This window comes from Streptoalloteichus tenebrarius (assembly GCF_024171885.1).
GTDB lineage: Bacteria > Actinomycetota > Actinomycetes > Mycobacteriales > Pseudonocardiaceae > Streptoalloteichus > Streptoalloteichus tenebrarius.
The window spans coordinates 116,861-133,578 of record NZ_JAMTCP010000006.1; the positions used below are offsets into that span (position 1 = coordinate 116,861).

Below are 16,718 nucleotides of genomic sequence, written 5' to 3' on the forward strand. Positions count from 1 at the left end.
GGCAGGATCGGGGCGTGACCGACCACCCCGTTGCCGAGGTTCCCGAGCGGCTGTTCGACGACCCGGAGGCCGAGGCCCGCTGGCGGACCCGCTTCACCGCGCCCCGCACGTCGCTGCCGGACTGGGCCCGTGACGAGCCGGACCACTCGCTGTACCTGTCCAACGCCAGCGGCGTGTGGGAGATCTACGCGTGGGACCGGGCCAGCGACACCCACCGCCGGGTCACCAACCGCCCCAACGGGACCTACCACGGCCTCATCAGCCCCGACGGCAAGTCGATCTGGTGGTTCGACGACACCGACGGCGACGAGTTCGGCATCTGGCGGATCGAGAGCTTCGACCTGGTGCCCGAGGGCGCGCGGCCGCGGTCGGTGCCCGGCGTCCACGCCGGCTACCCGGCCGGCGTCGAGGTCGGGCTCACCCTGGCCGCGCTGGGCGCCTCGACCGACGACGGCACCACGATCTGGGTCGCCGACGGCGAGGGCGAGGCCCGCGTGGTCTACCAGCACGAACAGGACGCCGGGGTGTCGGCGCTGTCCCGGGACGAGGCGCTGCTGGCGATCTCGCACTCCGAACACGGCGACAGCAGGCACCCCGCGCTGCGCGTCCTGCGCACCGCCGACGGCGGAACCGTCGCGGAGAAGTGGGACGGCCCGGGGAAGGGGCTCGAAGCCCTGGCCTTCAGCCCGGTCCCCGGCGACCAGCGGCTGCTCGCGCTGCACGAGCGCCGCGGCCGTGAGGAACTGCTGATCTGGGACGTCGCCACGGACACCGAGACCGAGATCGAGCTCGACCTGCCCGGCGAGGTCGCGGCCGACTGGTACCCCGACGGACGCGCGTTGCTCGTGGTGCACACCCACCAGGCGCGCACGACGCTGCACCACTACGACCTGGAGCGGCGGGAACTCACTCCGCTCGACATCCCCGCCGGCACGATCGGCTCGGCGAGCGTCCGCCCCGACGGCGTGATCGAGTACTCGTGGTCCTCCGGCGAGCACCCGCCCGTGGTGCGCGCCCGGCACCGGGACGGCAGCGACCACGTGCTGCTGGAGCCCGCCGGCGCCCGCGCGGCCTCGTCGCAGCCCCTCGTGGACGTGTTCGTGCCCGCGCCCGGGGGCGACGTGCACGCGCTGGTGGCCCGACCGGCCAACGCCGGGGACGGACCCCTGCCGACAGTGTTCAGCCTGCACGGCGGGCCGCACGCCGCCGACGAGGACCGGTTCTCCGCCTACCGCGCGGTGTGGCTCGACGCCGGGTTCGCGGTCGTGCACGTGAACTACCGGGGTTCGACGGGCTACGGCTCGGCGTGGCGGGACGCGATCGAGGGGCGGCCCGGACTCACCGAGCTGGAGGACGTCGCCGCGGTGCACGACTGGGCCGTGCGCACGGGGGTCGCCGATCCCGCGCGGTGCGTGGTGTCCGGGGCCTCCTGGGGCGGCTACCTCACCCTGCTCGCCCTCGGCACCCAGCCCGAGCGCTGGGCGGCCGGCGTGGCCGGGGTGCCGGTGGCGGACTACGTGTCCGCGTACGCCGACGAGATGGAGCCCCTGCGGGCCTACGACCGCGCGTTGTTCGGCGGTTCCCCTGACGAGGTGCCCGAGCGGTACCGCGCGTCGTCCCCGATCACGTACGTCGACGCGGTCCGGGCTCCCGTCCTGGTGCTGGCCGGCGAGAACGACCCGAGGTGCCCGATCCGGCAGATCGAGAACTACCTGGGCAGGCTCGCCGAGCGCGGCGCCCGGTACGAGGTGTACCGCTACGACGCCGGTCATGGTTCGTTGGTGGTGGCGGAGACGATCCGGCAGACCGCGGCCGAGGTGGCCTTCGCCCGCCGTGCCCTCCAGCTTTCCTGACCTTCCTGAAGGCGAGCTGAAGGCTCTGCGGGGAGACCGCGACGTCGAAGGGGCCGGAGACCGCGTGCGGTCTCCGGCCCCTTCGGACTGGTCTGGCCTCTGACGCCCCTGGGACGCACCGGCTCCAGACGCCGCGGGTCAGCTCTCCACGAGCTTGGCCTGCCACATCCAGCGCGCCTTCTCGAGCTCCTGGGTGATCTCGATGAACAGGTCCTGGGTGACCGGGTCGGGCCGCTCCGACTCCTCCACCCGGGTGCGCATCCGCAGCGCGACGACGTCGAGGGCCTCGACGATGGCCCGCACCACGCTCTTGTCGGTCTGCCAGCCCTCCGGGAACTCCGGGACGCGGGAGCCCGCGGCGACCGTGCGCACCCGACCGTCGGGGGACACGCCGATCGCGGCCGCGCGCTCGGCGACCTCGTCGGTGTACTTCCTGGCGAGCGCGACCAGTTCGTCCAGGTGGAAGTGGACGTCGCGGAAGTGCCGGCCCACGACGTTCCAGTGCGCCTGCTTGGCGACGAGCGAGAGGTCGATGAGGTCCAGCAGGGCGGCCTGGAGCAGGGCTCCGGTGGACTCCCGCTCCGACTGTCCCAGGGTGCTGGTGATGGGGTGGCTCATGGTGGTCATGCGTGTCACTCCTCGGCGGTAGCGACTCACGAGAGGTCCGGTTCGAGCGTCGCTCGCCCACGGCGTTCCCGCAGCCCGAACCGCCCCCTCCCCCCACGTCGAGGCCGCCCGACCTGGAGTTATGTCGCGCTGTGCGCCTTCTCACCCTGTTGGGCCAACGCGAACTCGACCACCTGGCGGCCGACCGTCCGCAGGTTGTCCGCGACGCGTTCGTCGGAGGACGCGCCCGCCGGGCCGAGCCGGGTCTCGTTCGAGTTGAGGGCCACGCCGAGCGGGGTGGGCCAGCCGCGCAGCGCGTGCACGATCGACCGCAACGCGGTGAGGGTCGTGACGGCCGCCTGCCACCCCTGGGCGGTCGCGACGCACCCGACCGCCCGCCCGTCCAGGTACGGCCGCGCCTCCGAGCGCAGGTCCTCCACGTAGTCGAGGGCGTTCTTGACCAGCCCGGACACCGTGCCGTGGTAGCCGGGGGAGACGAGGACGACGCCGTCCGCGCCCCGCAGGGTCTCCACGAGGTGCCTGGCCTCCCGGGTCCGCTCCGGAACAGCCGGGTCGTAGAACGGCAGCACGAGCTCGGCGCCGGTGATGACCGTCGTCCTCGCGCCGGCCTCCTCGGCTCCGGCCAGCGCGATCCGCAGGGCCCGCTCGGAGGTCGAGTCGGAGCGGATCGACCCGCCGATGCCCACCACGGTCAGACTCATATGGGGAATCCTCCCATCACCGAGGAAGCTGAGAAGGTAGGCGGAGAACCGCTGGTAGACGGTCGGGTCGGGTTCGACACTGGTCGTCGGACGTCGCTGGGGCGGGCGCGTGGTGGGCGGTGCGCGGAGGCAACCCCTCACTCGCGGTGGGACTGGGTGGAGCGCTACGGTCTGGCGATCGAACAGTCAGCGTCTGCGGTGCGGTGACGTCACCACGATGCCATCGACCACCGGGCGGCGCGGCGGTCCTGTCGCGTTCCTGCCTCGACCGTCCGGGTGGGGCGATGCGCTGCTGACTGCGGTTGAGCACTTGCGCACGCTAAGAGTTCGAGCTGGCTCGAGGTCAAGCCGGTGCGACGGGCGCCACCCTCGCCGCCTTCCCGTGGGCCCCGGGATCCGCGTGTCCACGCCGATCAGGAACTCCGTGATCAGCCCGGCGATCATGCCGACTACCCTCACGGATGGACGCGAGAGGCGCCCACGGTCCCGTGGCAGAGAAGGCGATTTCCCCTCGGGCACGCCTGCTCGCCGGGTGCCGCAGAGGATTCGTCGACCTCGCGACCCGATGCCCTCACCTGGAGCATGGACGGGGACGACGTGATCGCGGGGAGGGCGTTCGTCGCTCGTCCGCATGAAGTCCCGGCTTCATGGTCGAACAGCGGTTCGACTCTCTGGCACCATCGGCCACGGGGTTCGTCGGGCACGAGAACGGCCCAGAGTCAGGTGGAACGCACGTCGGACGGTCGACGGTGGAGCGGCATCGGCCATCGCGGAGCACCGGTCACCGAGATCCGAGGCGAAGGACCTGCGGGCGAGGACGTCGTGCCGACGCCGCGGAGTCGGACACGAGGGCTGCGATGTCCACTGTGGACATGCCGTCGCCTCGTCTCCGGCGAGCCCTCCCGACCGGTCGGGGCGTCACGGCGCCGTTTCCGCGCCAGTCACGAGGACAAGGAGGTGAGCAGATCGGACCATGAGCACGGCCGCGACCGAGGTCCCCGGACGTTCGTCGTGGTGGAGGAGTCGGGGGGCGTTCCCCGTTCCCGGGAACGAGGAACGCCCCCGGGACCCGGCCGTGGGGACGAGATGTCCTCACGACCGGGGTCCCGAGGGCGTCGGGGGTGGTGGGAACGACGCGACGGTCGGCCGACGCGAGGCCGGCACGACCGGCGCGGTCAGTGCTGGAAGGCCTCGGCGATCCGGTCGCCGATCTCCTTGTCGATGTTCCGCCAGTACTCGAACGCCCGCTCCAGGACCGGCTGCGAGACGCCGTTGGACAGGTGCCCCACGACGTTCTTCACCAGGCGCTCCCGCTCGGCCTCGTTCATCACCTCACGGATGAGGGCGCGCGGCTGGACGAAGTCGTCGTCCTCGGCGTGCTTCTCGTAGGCGGCGCGCACCATCTCGCCGCTCGCGTGCCAGCCCGCCACGTCGCCGTAGCGCTGGGTGTCGGCACGCGGGCCGCCGTACGAGTTCGGCGCGTACACCGGGTCGGCGACGTTCTCGTACCGCATCGCGCCGTCCTTGGAGTAGGTGTGCACCGGCGACTTCGGACGGTTGACCGGGAGCTGTGCGTAGTTCGTGCCGATGCGGTAGCGGTGGGCGTCCGCATAGGAGAACAGCCGGCCGAGCAGCATCTTGTCCGGCGACGGTCCGATGCCCGGGACCAGGTTCGAGGGCTCGAACGCGGCCTGCTCGATCTCCGCGAAGTAGTTCGAGGGGTTGCGGTCGAGCACCAGCCGGCCGACCTTGATCAGGGGGTAGTCCGCGTGCGGCCACACCTTGGTCAGGTCGAACGGGTTGAACCGGTAGGTGGCGGCCTCCTCGAAGGGCATCACCTGCACGTACAGGGTCCAGCTCGGGTGCTCGCCACGCTCGATCGCGTTCCAGAGGTCGGCGATGTGGTGGTCGGCGTCCTCGCCGGCGATCCGCGCGGCCTCCTCGGACGTGAGGGTCTTGATGCCCTGGTCGGTCTTGAAGTGGTACTTGACCCAGAAGCGCTCACCCGAGGCGTTGACCCACATGTAGGTGTGCGAGCCGAAGCCATCCATGTGGCGCCAGGTGGCGGGGATGCCCCGGTCACCCATGAGCCACGCCACCTGGTGCGCCGTCTCCGGCGACAGGGTCCAGAAGTCCCACTGCATGTTGTGGTCGCGGCGGCCGTTGTCGGCGCGGCGCTTCTGCGAGCGGATGAAGTCCTGGAACTTGATCGGGTCGCGGAGGAAGAACACCGGCGTGTTGTTGCCGACGAGGTCGTAGTTGCCCTCGGAGGTGTAGAACTTCACCGCGAAGCCGCGCGGGTCGCGCCAGGTGTCCGGGGAGCCCAGCTCGCCGGCCACGGTGGAGAACCGCAGCAGCGTGTCGGTCCGCACGCCCGGCTGGAACAGCGCCGCCTTGGTGTACTGGCTGACGTCCTCGGTCGTCTCGAAGAAGCCGAACGCGCCACCGCCCTTGGCGTGCACCACGCGCTCGGGCACGCGCTCGCGGTTGAACTGCGCCATCTTCTCGATGAGGTAGTGGTCCTGCAACAGGATCGGCCCGTTCGGGCCAACGGTGAGCGAATGCTCGTCGCTGGCGACCGGGATGCCCGCGTTGGTCGTGGTGTACGGCGCTGAGGTCACGCTCGTCCCTCCTCCTCGTGGTGGGCGTGGGAGCCCGGTGCGGCACCGGTGCTCCGGCAGTCGGGGCACAGCCCCCAGAACAGGACCTCCGCCTCGTCCACCTCGAACCCCGCCGTGTCCGACGGGTCGAGGCAGGGCCGGGCGCCGACGACGCAGTCGACGTCCTCGGTCCGTCCGCACTGCCGACACACCAGGTGGTGATGGTTGTCACCGGCGCGGGTCTCGAACCGGGCCGGGTGGCCGGCCGGCTCGATCCGCCGGAGCAGCCCGACGCGGGTACAGGCGTTCAGGACGTCGTAGACGGCCTGGGTGGACACCGTGCCCAGTCGCTGCCGGACGGCGGTGGCCACCTCGTCGGCGGTGGCGTGCGGATGCCCGGCCAGCCAGTCCAGGACGGCCAGTCGGGGCGCGGTCACGCGCAGTCCCACCGCCCGCAGCCGTTGCCGGGGGTCGGGCACGCGGTCGGCGTGGTCGCGTGGGGAGGTCGTGGAGGCCATGACAGGAACCAGCTCACCACCTAATCTGGAGTAAGTCAAGAAAACGATCGAGGTAAATCTCTGTCCGTACCGTGGGCCGAGGGTAGCCAGGGAACTCGGTCGGAGACTCCCTGTGGTGTGACCGAGGATGAACCGGTGAGTTTTGCCCGTTACCGCGAGGTGCTGTCCCTGCCCGGACTGCGCCCCCTGCTGCTCGTCGCGATCCTGGCCCGCCTCCCGGTGAGCGCGATCGGTGTGACGCTGACCATGCACGTCGCGCTGACGCTGGACCGGGGCTACGGCGCGGCCGGCGCCGTGGCCGCGGCGAGCACGGTGGGCGCGGCCCTGGGGAACCCGCTGGTGGGCCGGCTCACGGACCGGTACGGCGCGCGTCCGATGCTCGCGCTCACGACCGCGGCACAGGTTGTGGTGTGGCTCGTGGGCCCGTGGCTGCCCTACGAGGCGCTCCTCGTCCTGGCGTTCCTCGGCGGCCTGCTGACGCTGCCGGTCTTCGGCGTCGTCCGGCAGTCGCTGGCCGCCATGGTGCCCGAGGAGCAGCGCCGGACGGCCTACTCGCTGGACTCGATGTCGGTCGAGCTGTCCTTCGCCGTGGGCCCGGCCGTCGGCGTGCTCGCCAGCACGGAGGTGTCCAGCCGGCTCACGATGGTCGGCATCGCGGCCGCGATGTTGGTCTCCGGCCTGCTGCTGTACCTGCTGGACCCCCCGATCCGCAACGCGGCGGAGCTGGCGGCCGGCGCCGAGCCCCTCCCCCGGCGCACCTGGATCACGCCGCGGCTCGTGGTGGTCCTGTGCGTGAGCGCGGGCGCGACGGTCGTCCTCTCCGGCACGGACGTCGCCATCGTGGCGCTGTTGCAGCCGAGGGGCGAGGTGGGCTGGGCGGGCGTCGTCATCGCCCTGTGGTGCCTGTGGTCCCTGCTCGGCGGCTTCGTGCACGGCGCGGTGCCCCGGCCGCTGCCGCTGGCCGTGCTCCTCGGTGTGCTCTGCGTGGCCACGATCCCGGTCGGGCTGGCCGACCACTGGGGCGTGCTCGCGCTCGCGCTCCTCCCGGCCGGCCTGGCCTGCGCGCCGACGCTCGCGGCCGGCAGCGACCAGATCAGCCGGCTGGCGCCCGCGTCGGCGCGTGGTGAGGCGATGGGGCTCCACGGTTCCGCGCTCACGATCGGCAGCGCGATCGGCGCGCCGCTCGTCGGGTTCGTCGTCGACAGGACGCCGCACCCCGCCTGGGGTTTCGTGGCCGCGGGAGCCGGCGGGCTCCTGATCGGCGCCGTCGGCCTCCTGCTGCGACTGGTGTGGCGGGGCCGGACGGAAACCGTGTCCACAGAGGACACCCGCGTCAACGCCTGATCGTCTGTCCATTGAGGACTTCCTGTCCGTGGCCATGAGCGTGGACGCGCCCCGTCTCGCCCCTCCAACACCGCCCTGGGGGAGACGGAATCTTCCCCGCCACGACACGGAGTCAGTCGTGCCGATCACCCGCATCACTCCTCGGAGAGCCTCGCCAGATCCACCGACAGGCCCTGGAGCGCCTCGTGGGCCCGTCGCACGAGCGGGCGGGCCGACCCCAGGCGGCGAGCCAGGGCCGGGTCGGGCTCCACCACGTGGTCCGGACGGAGCTGGTCCCCCACCGCTGCCAGTGACGGGATCTCCCCCAACGCGCGCCAGCCGACCAACGCCGTCCCCAGCGCCGCGGGGTCGCGTTCTCCGCACAGCTCCAGAGGGGTGTCCAGGGCGGCGGACACGACGTCCCTCCACAACGCCGCACGGAAGGACTCACCCGAGGCCCGAACCGTGCGCACGGGGGCGCCCGTGGCGAGCACCGCGTCGCGGACCAGGGCGAGTTGTTGCCCAACCCCCTCCACGAGCGCCCTGGTCAGCTCGGCCCTGCCGTGTTCGCGGCGCAGTCCGAGCACCGCGCACCGGGGCAGCGGGTCCCACCAGGGCGCGCGCTCGCCGAGCAGGTAGGGCAGGACCACCAGGCCGCGTGCCCCACCGGGGACCAGGGCGGCCTCGTCGAGCAGGTCCTCGGGCTCCTCCGCACCGAACGCGTCGGCCGCCCACTCGCCCACCACGCCGCCGTTGCTGATCGCGCCGCCGACCGCCCACAGGCCGTCCACCACCGAGTGGCAGAACAGCTCGCAGCGCTCTCCCACCTCCGGTGTGTCCCGGACGACCCGGAAGGCTCCGCCCATCCCGAGGCTGAGCGCGCCCGTGCCCGGTGTCGCGGCGCCGACGCCCACGCTGGCCATGGGCCCGTTGCCGCCGCCGACCACCACCGGCAGTCCCGGCGGCAGTCCGGCCGCCCGCCCTGCCGGTGCGGAGAGGGGGAGCGCCGCGGTCGGCGCGACCAGCTCGGGGAGCTGGTCGGCCCTGACCCGGGCCACGTCGAGCGCGTCGGGGTGCCACGCGAGACCGCGGAGGTCCAGCAGACCCGTGGCCGAGGCGGACGAGTGGTCCGTGACCATCCGCCCCGTGAGGCGGTACGCGGCGAGGTCCTTGATCCCGCACCAGCACCGGACCCGCGCGGCCAGGTCCGGCTCCCGTTCGGCGAACCAGGCGAGCTTGGACCGGGGGGCCATCGGGTGCGCCGGCGTGCCGGTCTCCCGGTGCAGGGTCCGACCGCGTGGCTGGCCGCGCAGGCGCTCGGCCTGCTCAAGGGCTCTGTTGTCGGCCCAGCTCAACGACGGGGTGAGGGGCTGGAGCGCGTCGTCGAGGGCGATCACGCTGTGCAGGGAGCCGGTCAGCGCGAGCCCGACGACGGGGTGGCGCGCCTCGGCGCACAGCCGGACGCAGTCGCGCAGCGCTCCGAGCCCGGCGACCAGCACCTGCTCGGGGTCGTGCACGACCTCGTCGGCCCGGTCGGCCCGCAGGGCGTATCCCCGCTCCGCCCTGGCGCGCACCCGCGCCCCTCGGGTCGCGGCGACCACCTTCGCCGCCGTCGACCCGAGGTCGACGCCGAGCAGGACCGCCTCCCCGCCGTCGGGCGCACCGGCCATGCGCCGCACGCTAGGCCACAACCCCGGGGAGCAGCCGGAAGACCAGCCGAGCGGTTGACCCGGTTCCGCCCCAATGACCGAGGCCGGCGGCCACGTCGGTGGCCCACCCTCACAGGCGGGTCCTGCTGGACCCGACGACCCAACCGGACACGGACGGGGGAGGCGGGAGTGCGGGGAACGGCGGTCGCGATTGGGCTGGTCGGCGCGCTGCTGGTGGGCGCGGTCGGTGGTGAGGCGGCCCGGACGAACCAGCTCAGGGCCGAGGCGTCCCGCCAGGTGCGGACCATGCTGCCCGCCGTCGCGGTCTCACCGGTCAGCGTGCGGGGCTTCCCCCTGCTGCTCACCGCCGCCGACGGGGTGGTGTCGCAGGCCGACACCGCGCTCACCACCAGGGACGGTCACCGGGGCTACCTGGTGCTCAGCGAGTTCGACGTCGCCTCCGGCCACGCCAGGTCCGCGTCGCTCGTCGTCCGGCTCGCCGCCCTCGGCGACGACGTGCGACCGCCGTCGGGGTCGGCGGCCGGGGAGCCGGCGACGGTGGAGCGCGACGGCAGGCTCTGGCACGTGGCCGCGTGGATCGACGGGGACACCGTCCGGGTCGGGGCGGAGGAGCCGGAGAGCGGCCTCACCACCGTCGCCGCGGTCGTCCCCGAGGGTTTCCGGGGCGCCACGCCCCGCGTCCGTCGGGTGAGCGACCGGGAGACCTTCGTGGAACTGAGGGTCGAGCGACTGGGCGGCGCATGAGAGGCGCATGAGGAACGGGGTGGTCCGCACGCGGCTGGTGCCGCGCGCGGGCCACCCCGAGTCGTTCCCGTGTCGACGTCAGCCGGCCAGTTCCGCGGCCAGCTTCTCGGCGATCTCGTAGGTGTTCAGAGCCGCGCCCTTGCGCAGGTTGTCCCCGCACACGAAGAAGTCCAGCGTGTTCGGGAAGTCCAGCGCCTGGCGGATGCGGCCGACGTACGTCGGGTCCTCGCCCACGACGTCCGCCGGCGTGGGGAACGCCCCGCCGTCGGCGTCGTCGACGAGCACCACGGTCGGCTGCGCCTCCAAGATCTCCCTGGCCCCGGCCACGGTCACCGGGCGCTCGAAGGTGGCGTGCACCGCGAGCGCGTGCGTGGTGACCACGGGGACCCGGACGCAGGTCGCGGAGACCTTCAGGTCGGGGATGCCGAGGATCTTCCGCGACTCGTTGCGGACCTTCAGCTCCTCGCTCGTCCACCCGTCGCCCTTGGCCGAACCGGCCCACGGCACGACGTTCAACGCGATGGGCGCGGGGAACGGCGAGTCCTCCGCGGACAGGCCGGCCGCGGCGAGCAGCTCCCGCACGTCGCCGGCGCGCGTGCCGACCTGCTTGCCGGCCACGGCGACCAGCTCGGCGTAGAGGCGGTCGATGGCGGCCTGGCCCGCGCCGGAGACCGCCTGGTAGGACGCGACGACCAGCTCGCGCAGCCCGTGCTCGCGGTGCAACGCGCCGAGCGCGGCCATCATCGACAGCGTCGTGCAGTTCGGGTTCGCGATGATCCCCCTGGGGCGGTTCGCGATCTGCTCGGGGTTCACCTCGGGCACGACCAGCGGCACGTCCGGGTCCATCCGGAACGCCCCGGAGTTGTCGACCGCCACGGCGCCGCGCGCGGCCGCGACCGGCGCCCACTCGGCCGACACCTCGTCCGGCACGTCGAACATCGCGATGTCGACCCCGTCGAACACCTCGGGGGCCAGGGCGCGCACGGTGATCTCCTCGCCGCGCACGGTCATCTTCCGGCCGGCCGAGCGCGGCGAGGCCACCAGCCGCACCTCGCCCCACGGCCAGTCACGCCGGGCGTTCATGATGTCGATCATCACGCCGCCCACGGCGCCGGTCGCCCCGACCAGCGCCAACACCGGCTTACGCGTCATCGTCGGCTCACCTTCCCGTCCCGGCGTAGACCACGGCCTGCTCCTCGCCGCCGAGGTCGAACGCGTCGTGCAGCGCCCGCACCGCGTCGTCGAGCTGGGTGTCGCGGCAGATGACGGAGATGCGGATCTCCGAGGTCGAGATGATCTCGATGTTCACGCCCGCCCTGGCCAGCGCCTCACAGAAGCTGGCGGTGACGCCGGGGTGCGAGCGCATGCCGGCGCCGATCAGCGACACCTTGCCCACGTGGTCGTCGTAGAGCACCTGGTCGAAGCCGATCTTGTCGCGCTGCCGCTCCAGCGCGGCCACGGCGCGGGGGCCGTCGGTCCTGGGCAGCGTGAAGGTGATGTCGGTGCGGCCGGTCGAGGCGTGCGAGACGTTCTGCACGACCATGTCGATGTCGATCTCGGCGTCGGCCACGACCCGGAAGATCTGCGCCGCCTCGCCGGGGTGGTCCGGCACGTTGGTCACGGTGATCTTGGCCTCTGACCGGTCGTGCGCGACGCCGGTGATCATCGCCTGTTCCACGGGGAGGGCCTCCATCGACCCGGAGACGGTCGTCCCGGGCTTGTTGCTGTACGACGAGCGGACGTGGATCGGGACCTCGTAGCGGCGGGCGTACTCCACGCACCGCAGCATGAGCACCTTGGCCCCGGCGGACGCCATCTCGAGCATCTCCTCGTAGGTGATGGCGTCCAGCCGCCGCGCGTTCGGGACGATCCGGGGGTCGGCGGTGAACACGCCGTCCACGTCGGTGTAGATCTCGCAGACGTCCGCGTTGAGCGCCGCGGCGAGCGCGACGGCGGTGGTGTCCGACCCGCCGCGCCCGAGCGTGGTGATGTCCTTGGTGTCCTGGCTGACACCCTGGAAGCCGGCGACCAGCACGATGTTGCCCTCGTCGAGGGCCTGGCGCACCCGGCCGGGGGTGACGTCGATGATCCGCGCCTTGCCGTGCGTCGAGTCGGTGATGACGCCGGCCTGCGAGCCGGAGAAGGACCGCGCCCGCGCGCCGAGCGAGGAGATGGCCATCGCGACCAGCGCGTTGGAGATCCGCTCCCCCGCGGTCAGCAGCATGTCCAGCTCGCGCTCCGGCGGCACCGGGCAGACCTGCTTGGCCAGGTCGGTCAGCTCGTCGGTGGTGTCGCCCATCGCGGAGCACACCACGACGACGTCGTGGCCGGCCTTGCGGGTCTCGACGATGCGCTCGGCGACTCGTTTGATCCGTTCCGCGCTCTCCAACGATGAGCCGCCGTACTTCTGGACGACGAGCGCCACGTGATCAAACCTCCCTCAGGCCGGGCGGATCCGCCCGCGGGCGCGCGGACGGCTGGAACGTGCCTGGAACGTGCCGAGGACAGCGCCGTCCCGCTGATCCGGCAGCGTACCCGCCCGCCGACCTGCGGTGTCGTGTGCAAGCTCACGGAGGTCAGCGGACACTAGCCTGACCGAAGCAACGGCCGGCGGCTGTGGAGGATCGTGTGTCGGCGACCCAGGTGGACAACGAGCCGGTCACACCGGCGAGCGCGGCCGGAGGCGCCGCGGCGGACCGGCGGGGTCCGGCGTGGCTGACCCGCGGGTACTGGACACGGAGGCGCGTGGCGGCCCTGCTGGCCCCCGCGGTGCTCTACCTCGCGGTCCGGGAGCTGGGCCTGCTCGTGCTGGAGTGGATGGCCGTCCGCAACCGGGTGTCGGTGAACTCGGCGCTGACGTCGTGGGACGGCCTGTGGTACCTCGGGATCGCGGCCGGGGGCTACGACGGCGTGTCACCGCGTCTGGTGGACGCCTTCGGCCACCGCAGCGCCGAGACGCCGTTGGCCTTCTTCCCCGGGTACCCGGCCCTGGTGCGGGTGGCGGCGGCGTTGCCCGGCGTCGGGCTGGTGACCGGGGCGTTCGCGGTGAGCGTGGCCGCCGGCGTGGCCGCCGCCTACGGCCTCACCCGGCTGGGCGAGTTGGTGGGGGGAAGCCGCCGGGTGGGGCTGGTCCTGGTGGCGTTGTTCGCCGCCTCCCCGATGGCCGTCGTGTTGTCGATGGCCTATTCCGAGGCGTTGTTCTGCGCCTTCGCGGTCTGGGGGCTCGTCGCGACGCTGGAGCGGAGGTGGCTGCTCGCCGGCGCGTGCTGCGCGTGCGCCGGGCTGGTCCGCCCGACCGCGGGCGCGCTGGTGGTCGCGGTCGGCCTGGCCGCGCTGGTCGCCGTGGTGCGCCGCCGGGACGGCTGGCGGCCGTGGGTGGCCGGGCTGCTCGCGCCGAGCGGCCTGGTCGGCTACCTCGCCTGGGTCGGCGTGCGCACGGGCCGGTGGGACGGGTACTTCGCGTTGCAGGAACGCGGGTGGGCGTCCCGCTTCGACGGCGGCGCCGCGACCTGGAAGTTCGGCCTGGACGCGCTCGCCTCGGCCCGGTCGGTGCTGGAGGTGGCCACCGTCGGGTTCCTCCTGGCGGCCGTGGCGCTGGTGGTGGTCGGGATCAGGATGCGCCTGCCGTGGCCCGTGCTGGTCTTCTCGGTCTGCGCGCTGGTGATGGTCGTGGGCTCGAACGGCCTGATGAACTCCAAGGCCCGCCTGCTGGTGCCGGCTTTCACGCTGCTGCTGCCGATCGCGATCGGGCTCGCCCGGCGGCGCACCGGGACGGTGGTGGCGGTGGGCGCGGCCGTCGCGGTGTTCAGCGCCTGGTTCGGCGCGTACTCCATCACCTCCTGGGGTTACGCCATCTAGGTGGCGAGGTACCGTCCGGCGACGTGACCACCGACGCCGTTCCCCAGTCCGACCGCGTGGCCGCGTCGAGCGCGCCGCTGCACCCGCTGATCGCCCAACGGTGGAGCCCGCGTGCGCTGGACCCCACCGCCACCCTCGGCGACGACGAGCTGCGCGCGCTGTTCGAGGCGGCCCGGTGGGCCCCGTCGTGGGGCAACAGCCAGCCGGCGCGGTTCCTGGTCGGACGGCGCGGGGACGCCACGTTCGAGGCCCTGTTCGGCACCCTGTCCCGGGGCAACCGGGGGTGGGCGGGCGCGGCGGCCGCTCTGGTGCTGGGCGTGGCCGTGGCCAGGGACGACGAGGGGGAGCCGGTCCCGTACGCCGAGTACGGGGTCGCGCTGGCCACGCAGAACCTCGCGCTCCAGGCCGTGGCCGAGGGGCTGGTCGCGCACCAGATGAGCGGGTTCGACAAGGACGCGGCCCGCCGGGCCGTCGACCTGCCCGCGCGTCTGGAGCCGGTCATCATGGTCGCGGTGGGCCGGCTCGCCGCACCGGGGACCGCCGCGCCCGATCTCGCCGAGCGGGACGCGCGGCCGCGCCGCCGACACCCGTTGGGTGAGCTGGTCTTCGCCGGGGAATGGGGCCGCCCCGCCTTCTGACCTTCTGACCACGTGTCCCGGGTCCGGGGTCGCACGGACTCCTGGCCCGGGCGGCGGGTGCCGCGACCAGCGGCCGCCCGGCGGCGACGCGCTGGACGCCACCGACGCGGGGACCGACCTCGGGCGTGGGGCATCGCGAGGACCCCCGTGATCACCGGGAGTGAACGCCCCTGGTCAACGAGCCCCTGTTCCCGCGATACGGGAACCTGTTCCCTGTGTCCGAACGGAGCGGCTACTCTCGCCGCGTGGCTCGTGGGCGCCTCCTGCTTCGTCGCCGCGACGGGGTCTGACCAGACCGGCCTCCCGTCGCGGAGTTCGAGCTGTGCGCGGCCGGTCGACCCCCCGTCCCCAGGAGCGCACCCCGCATGAGCAGCCACTCGGACGCCTTCGTCTCCGCGAAGGGCTCCATCCGCACGCCCTCCCGTCCCGCCCCCGCCGACCAGCCGGCCTGGAACCCGCAGCGGGGCAGCTCGATGCCCCACCACCGGTACCGGCCGTTCCACGAGCTGGTCGAGCCGATCTCGCTCCCCGACCGCACCTGGCCGGACCGTCGCATCACCCGCGCGCCGCTGTGGTGCGCGGTGGACCTGCGCGACGGCAACCAGGCCCTGATCGAGCCGATGTCCCCCGCCCGCAAGCGGAAGATGTTCGACCTGCTCGTGCGGATGGGCTTCAAGGAGATCGAGGTCGGGTTCCCCGCCGCCAGCCAGACCGACTTCGACTTCGTCCGCGAGATCATCGAGGACGGGGCGATCCCGGACGACGTCACCATCCAGGTGCTCACCCAGTGCCGCCAGGAGCTGATCGAGCGCACCTTCGCCGCGCTGCGGGGCGCGCCCCGGGCGATCGTGCACATCTACAACTCCACGTCCGTCCTCCAGCGGCGGGTCGTGTTCCGGCAGGACAGGGCCGGCATCAAGAAGATCGCCACGGACGCCGCGCGGCTCGTGCTCGACCTGGCCGAGCAGCACCAGGAGACGCGCTTCCGCTGGCAGTACTCGCCGGAGTCCTACACCGGGACCGAGCTGTCCTACGCCCTGGAGGTGTGCGACGCGGTCACGGAGATCTGGCAGCCCACCCCGGACAACCCGGTGATCCTGAACCTGCCGGCGACCGTCGAGATGGCCACGCCCAACGTGTACGCCGACTCGATCGAGTGGATGCACCGCAACCTCGCGCGGCGGGACTCGGTGATCCTCAGCCTGCACCCGCACAACGACAGGGGCACCGGCGTGGCCGCCGCCGAGCTGGGCTACCAGGCCGGCGCGGACCGCATCGAGGGCTGCCTGTTCGGCAACGGCGAGCGCACCGGCAACGTCTGCCTGGTCACGCTGGCCATGAACATGTTCAGCCAGGGAGTGGACCCGCAGCTCGACCTGTCCGACATCGACGAGATCCGCAGGACCGTGGAGTACTGCAACCAGCTCCCGGTGCCCGAGCGCCACCCCTACGGCGGCGACCTGGTGTACACCGCCTTCTCCGGCAGCCACCAGGACGCGATCAAGAAGGGGCTGGAGGCGCTGGAGGAGGCCGCCAAGGAGGCGGGCGAGCACGTCGACGACTTCCCGTGGGAGGTGCCGTACCTGCCGATCGACCCGAGGGACGTCGGTCGCAGCTACGAGGCGGTCATCCGGGTGAACTCGCAGTCCGGCAAGGGCGGCGTGGCCTACCTGATGAAGACCGAGCACCACATGGACCTCCCCCGCCGGCTCCAGATCGACTTCTCCCGCGTGGTGCAGGAGGTCACCGACTCCGAGGGCGGCGAGGTCACGCCCAAGGAGATGTGGGACGTCTTCGCCACCGAGTACCTCACGCCCTCGGCCCCGCTGGCGCTGCTGCGCCACCACGTCTCGGACTTCGGTGACGGCCGGCACGAGATCGTCGCCACCGTCCGGGTGGACGGCGAGGAGCACGAGATCACCGGCAGCGGCAACGGCCCGATCGCCGCGTTCGTCGACGCCCTGGCGACGGTGGGTTACGACGTCCGCGTGCTGGACTACGTGGAGCACGCCATGAGCGCGGGCGACGACGCCCAGGCCGCGGCGTACGTCGAGTGCGCCATCGGCGACAAGGTGCTGTGGGGCGTGGGCATCAGCGGGTCGACGGTCACCGCCTCGCTGCGGGCCGTGGTCTCCGCGGTCAACCGCGCGTGCCGCTGACACCCACCACGGGTCGCCCACGACGCG

General features: G+C 72.8%; 13 protein-coding genes. 6 read left to right on the forward strand and 7 right to left on the reverse strand.

Annotation, left to right across the window (positions count from 1 at the left end; translation table 11 throughout):
- The first annotated feature begins 14 nt into the window (after positions 1 to 14).
- Entirely contained in the window at positions 15 to 1,853 is a 1,839-nt protein-coding gene (locus tag LX15_RS08585; protein WP_253668966.1) for a S9 family peptidase, read from the forward strand.
- Between the two features lie 138 nt (positions 1,854 to 1,991).
- Here LX15_RS08585 and LX15_RS08590 read toward each other — a convergent pair whose 3' ends face one another.
- From LX15_RS08590 to LX15_RS08605, 4 genes are all read right to left on the reverse strand, one after another.
- Positions 1,992 to 2,480, reverse strand: a complete 489-nt coding sequence (locus LX15_RS08590) for a Dps family protein (protein ID WP_253668967.1) — start codon at positions 2,478 to 2,480, stop codon at positions 1,992 to 1,994.
- A 119-nt stretch (positions 2,481 to 2,599) separates the two neighbouring features.
- Entirely contained in the window at positions 2,600 to 3,181 is a 582-nt protein-coding gene (locus tag LX15_RS08595) for an NADPH-dependent FMN reductase (RefSeq protein ID WP_253668968.1), read from the reverse strand.
- A gap of 1,175 nt (positions 3,182 to 4,356) precedes the next feature.
- Entirely contained in the window at positions 4,357 to 5,802 is a 1,446-nt protein-coding gene (locus LX15_RS08600; protein ID WP_253668969.1) for a catalase, read from the reverse strand.
- Positions 5,799 to 6,299 carry a Fur family transcriptional regulator gene (locus LX15_RS08605; protein WP_253668970.1) on the reverse strand — a complete coding sequence of 167 codons (501 nt, stop codon included), beginning with the start codon at positions 6,297 to 6,299 and terminating at the stop codon, positions 5,799 to 5,801. The genes LX15_RS08600 and LX15_RS08605 overlap by 4 nt, the downstream gene beginning before the upstream one ends.
- Before the next feature lie 135 nt (positions 6,300 to 6,434).
- Between LX15_RS08605 and LX15_RS08610 the strand changes: the two genes are divergently transcribed.
- Positions 6,435 to 7,643 carry an MFS transporter gene (locus LX15_RS08610; RefSeq protein WP_253668971.1) on the forward strand — a complete coding sequence of 403 codons (1,209 nt, stop codon included), beginning with the start codon at positions 6,435 to 6,437 and terminating at the stop codon, positions 7,641 to 7,643.
- A gap of 134 nt (positions 7,644 to 7,777) precedes the next feature.
- On the opposite strand, the gene LX15_RS08615 is transcribed toward LX15_RS08610, so the two are convergent.
- Entirely contained in the window at positions 7,778 to 9,292 is a 1,515-nt protein-coding gene (locus tag LX15_RS08615; protein WP_253668972.1) for a gluconokinase, read from the reverse strand.
- Between the two features lie 168 nt (positions 9,293 to 9,460).
- Here LX15_RS08615 and LX15_RS08620 point away from each other — a divergent pair, with 168 nt between their 5' ends.
- Positions 9,461 to 10,036, forward strand: coding sequence for a hypothetical protein (locus tag LX15_RS08620; protein ID WP_253668973.1), 576 nt, complete (start codon positions 9,461 to 9,463; stop codon positions 10,034 to 10,036).
- Between the two features lie 78 nt (positions 10,037 to 10,114).
- Here LX15_RS08620 and LX15_RS08625 read toward each other — a convergent pair whose 3' ends face one another.
- Both LX15_RS08625 and LX15_RS08630 read right to left on the reverse strand, forming a co-directional pair.
- A complete protein-coding gene (locus tag LX15_RS08625) occupies positions 10,115 to 11,188 on the reverse strand; it encodes an aspartate-semialdehyde dehydrogenase (protein ID WP_253668974.1) in 1,074 nt (357 codons plus the stop codon).
- Between the two features lie 7 nt (positions 11,189 to 11,195).
- A complete protein-coding gene (locus LX15_RS08630) occupies positions 11,196 to 12,461 on the reverse strand; it encodes an aspartate kinase (RefSeq protein ID WP_253668975.1) in 1,266 nt (421 codons plus the stop codon).
- Between the two features lie 203 nt (positions 12,462 to 12,664).
- Between LX15_RS08630 and LX15_RS08635 the strand changes: the two genes are divergently transcribed.
- The 3 genes from LX15_RS08635 to leuA all read left to right on the forward strand — a co-directional run bounded on the left by LX15_RS08635 (position 12,665) and on the right by leuA (position 16,691).
- The gene (locus tag LX15_RS08635) at positions 12,665 to 13,894 is read left to right on the forward strand and encodes a glycosyltransferase family protein (protein WP_253668976.1); all 1,230 of its coding nucleotides are present in this window, start codon (positions 12,665 to 12,667) and stop codon (positions 13,892 to 13,894) included.
- Between the two features lie 23 nt (positions 13,895 to 13,917).
- A complete protein-coding gene (locus LX15_RS08640) occupies positions 13,918 to 14,532 on the forward strand; it encodes a nitroreductase family protein (RefSeq protein WP_253668977.1) in 615 nt (204 codons plus the stop codon).
- A 365-nt stretch (positions 14,533 to 14,897) separates the two neighbouring features.
- Positions 14,898 to 16,691: a 2-isopropylmalate synthase gene (gene leuA, locus LX15_RS08645; RefSeq protein ID WP_253668978.1), complete on the forward strand. Its 1,794-nt coding sequence runs from the start codon at positions 14,898 to 14,900 to the stop codon at positions 16,689 to 16,691.
- Positions 16,692 to 16,718: the final 27 nt, after the last annotated feature.

Bases quoted from the DNA above. Each gene is read 5' to 3' on its own strand.
- LX15_RS08590 (WP_253668967.1), bottom strand. From the start codon at position 2,480: ATGACCACCATGAGCCACCCCATCACCAGCACCCTGGGACAGTCGGAG.
- LX15_RS08595 (WP_253668968.1), bottom strand. From the start codon at position 3,181: ATGAGTCTGACCGTGGTGGGCATCGGCGGGTCGATCCGCTCCGACTCG.
- LX15_RS08605 (WP_253668970.1), bottom strand. From the start codon at position 6,299: ATGGCCTCCACGACCTCCCCACGCGACCACGCCGACCGCGTGCCCGAC.
- LX15_RS08615 (WP_253668972.1), bottom strand. From the start codon at position 9,292: ATGGCCGGTGCGCCCGACGGCGGGGAGGCGGTCCTGCTCGGCGTCGAC.
- LX15_RS08625 (WP_253668974.1), bottom strand. From the start codon at position 11,188: ATGACGCGTAAGCCGGTGTTGGCGCTGGTCGGGGCGACCGGCGCCGTG.
- leuA (WP_253668978.1), top strand. From the start codon at position 14,898: ATGAGCAGCCACTCGGACGCCTTCGTCTCCGCGAAGGGCTCCATCCGC.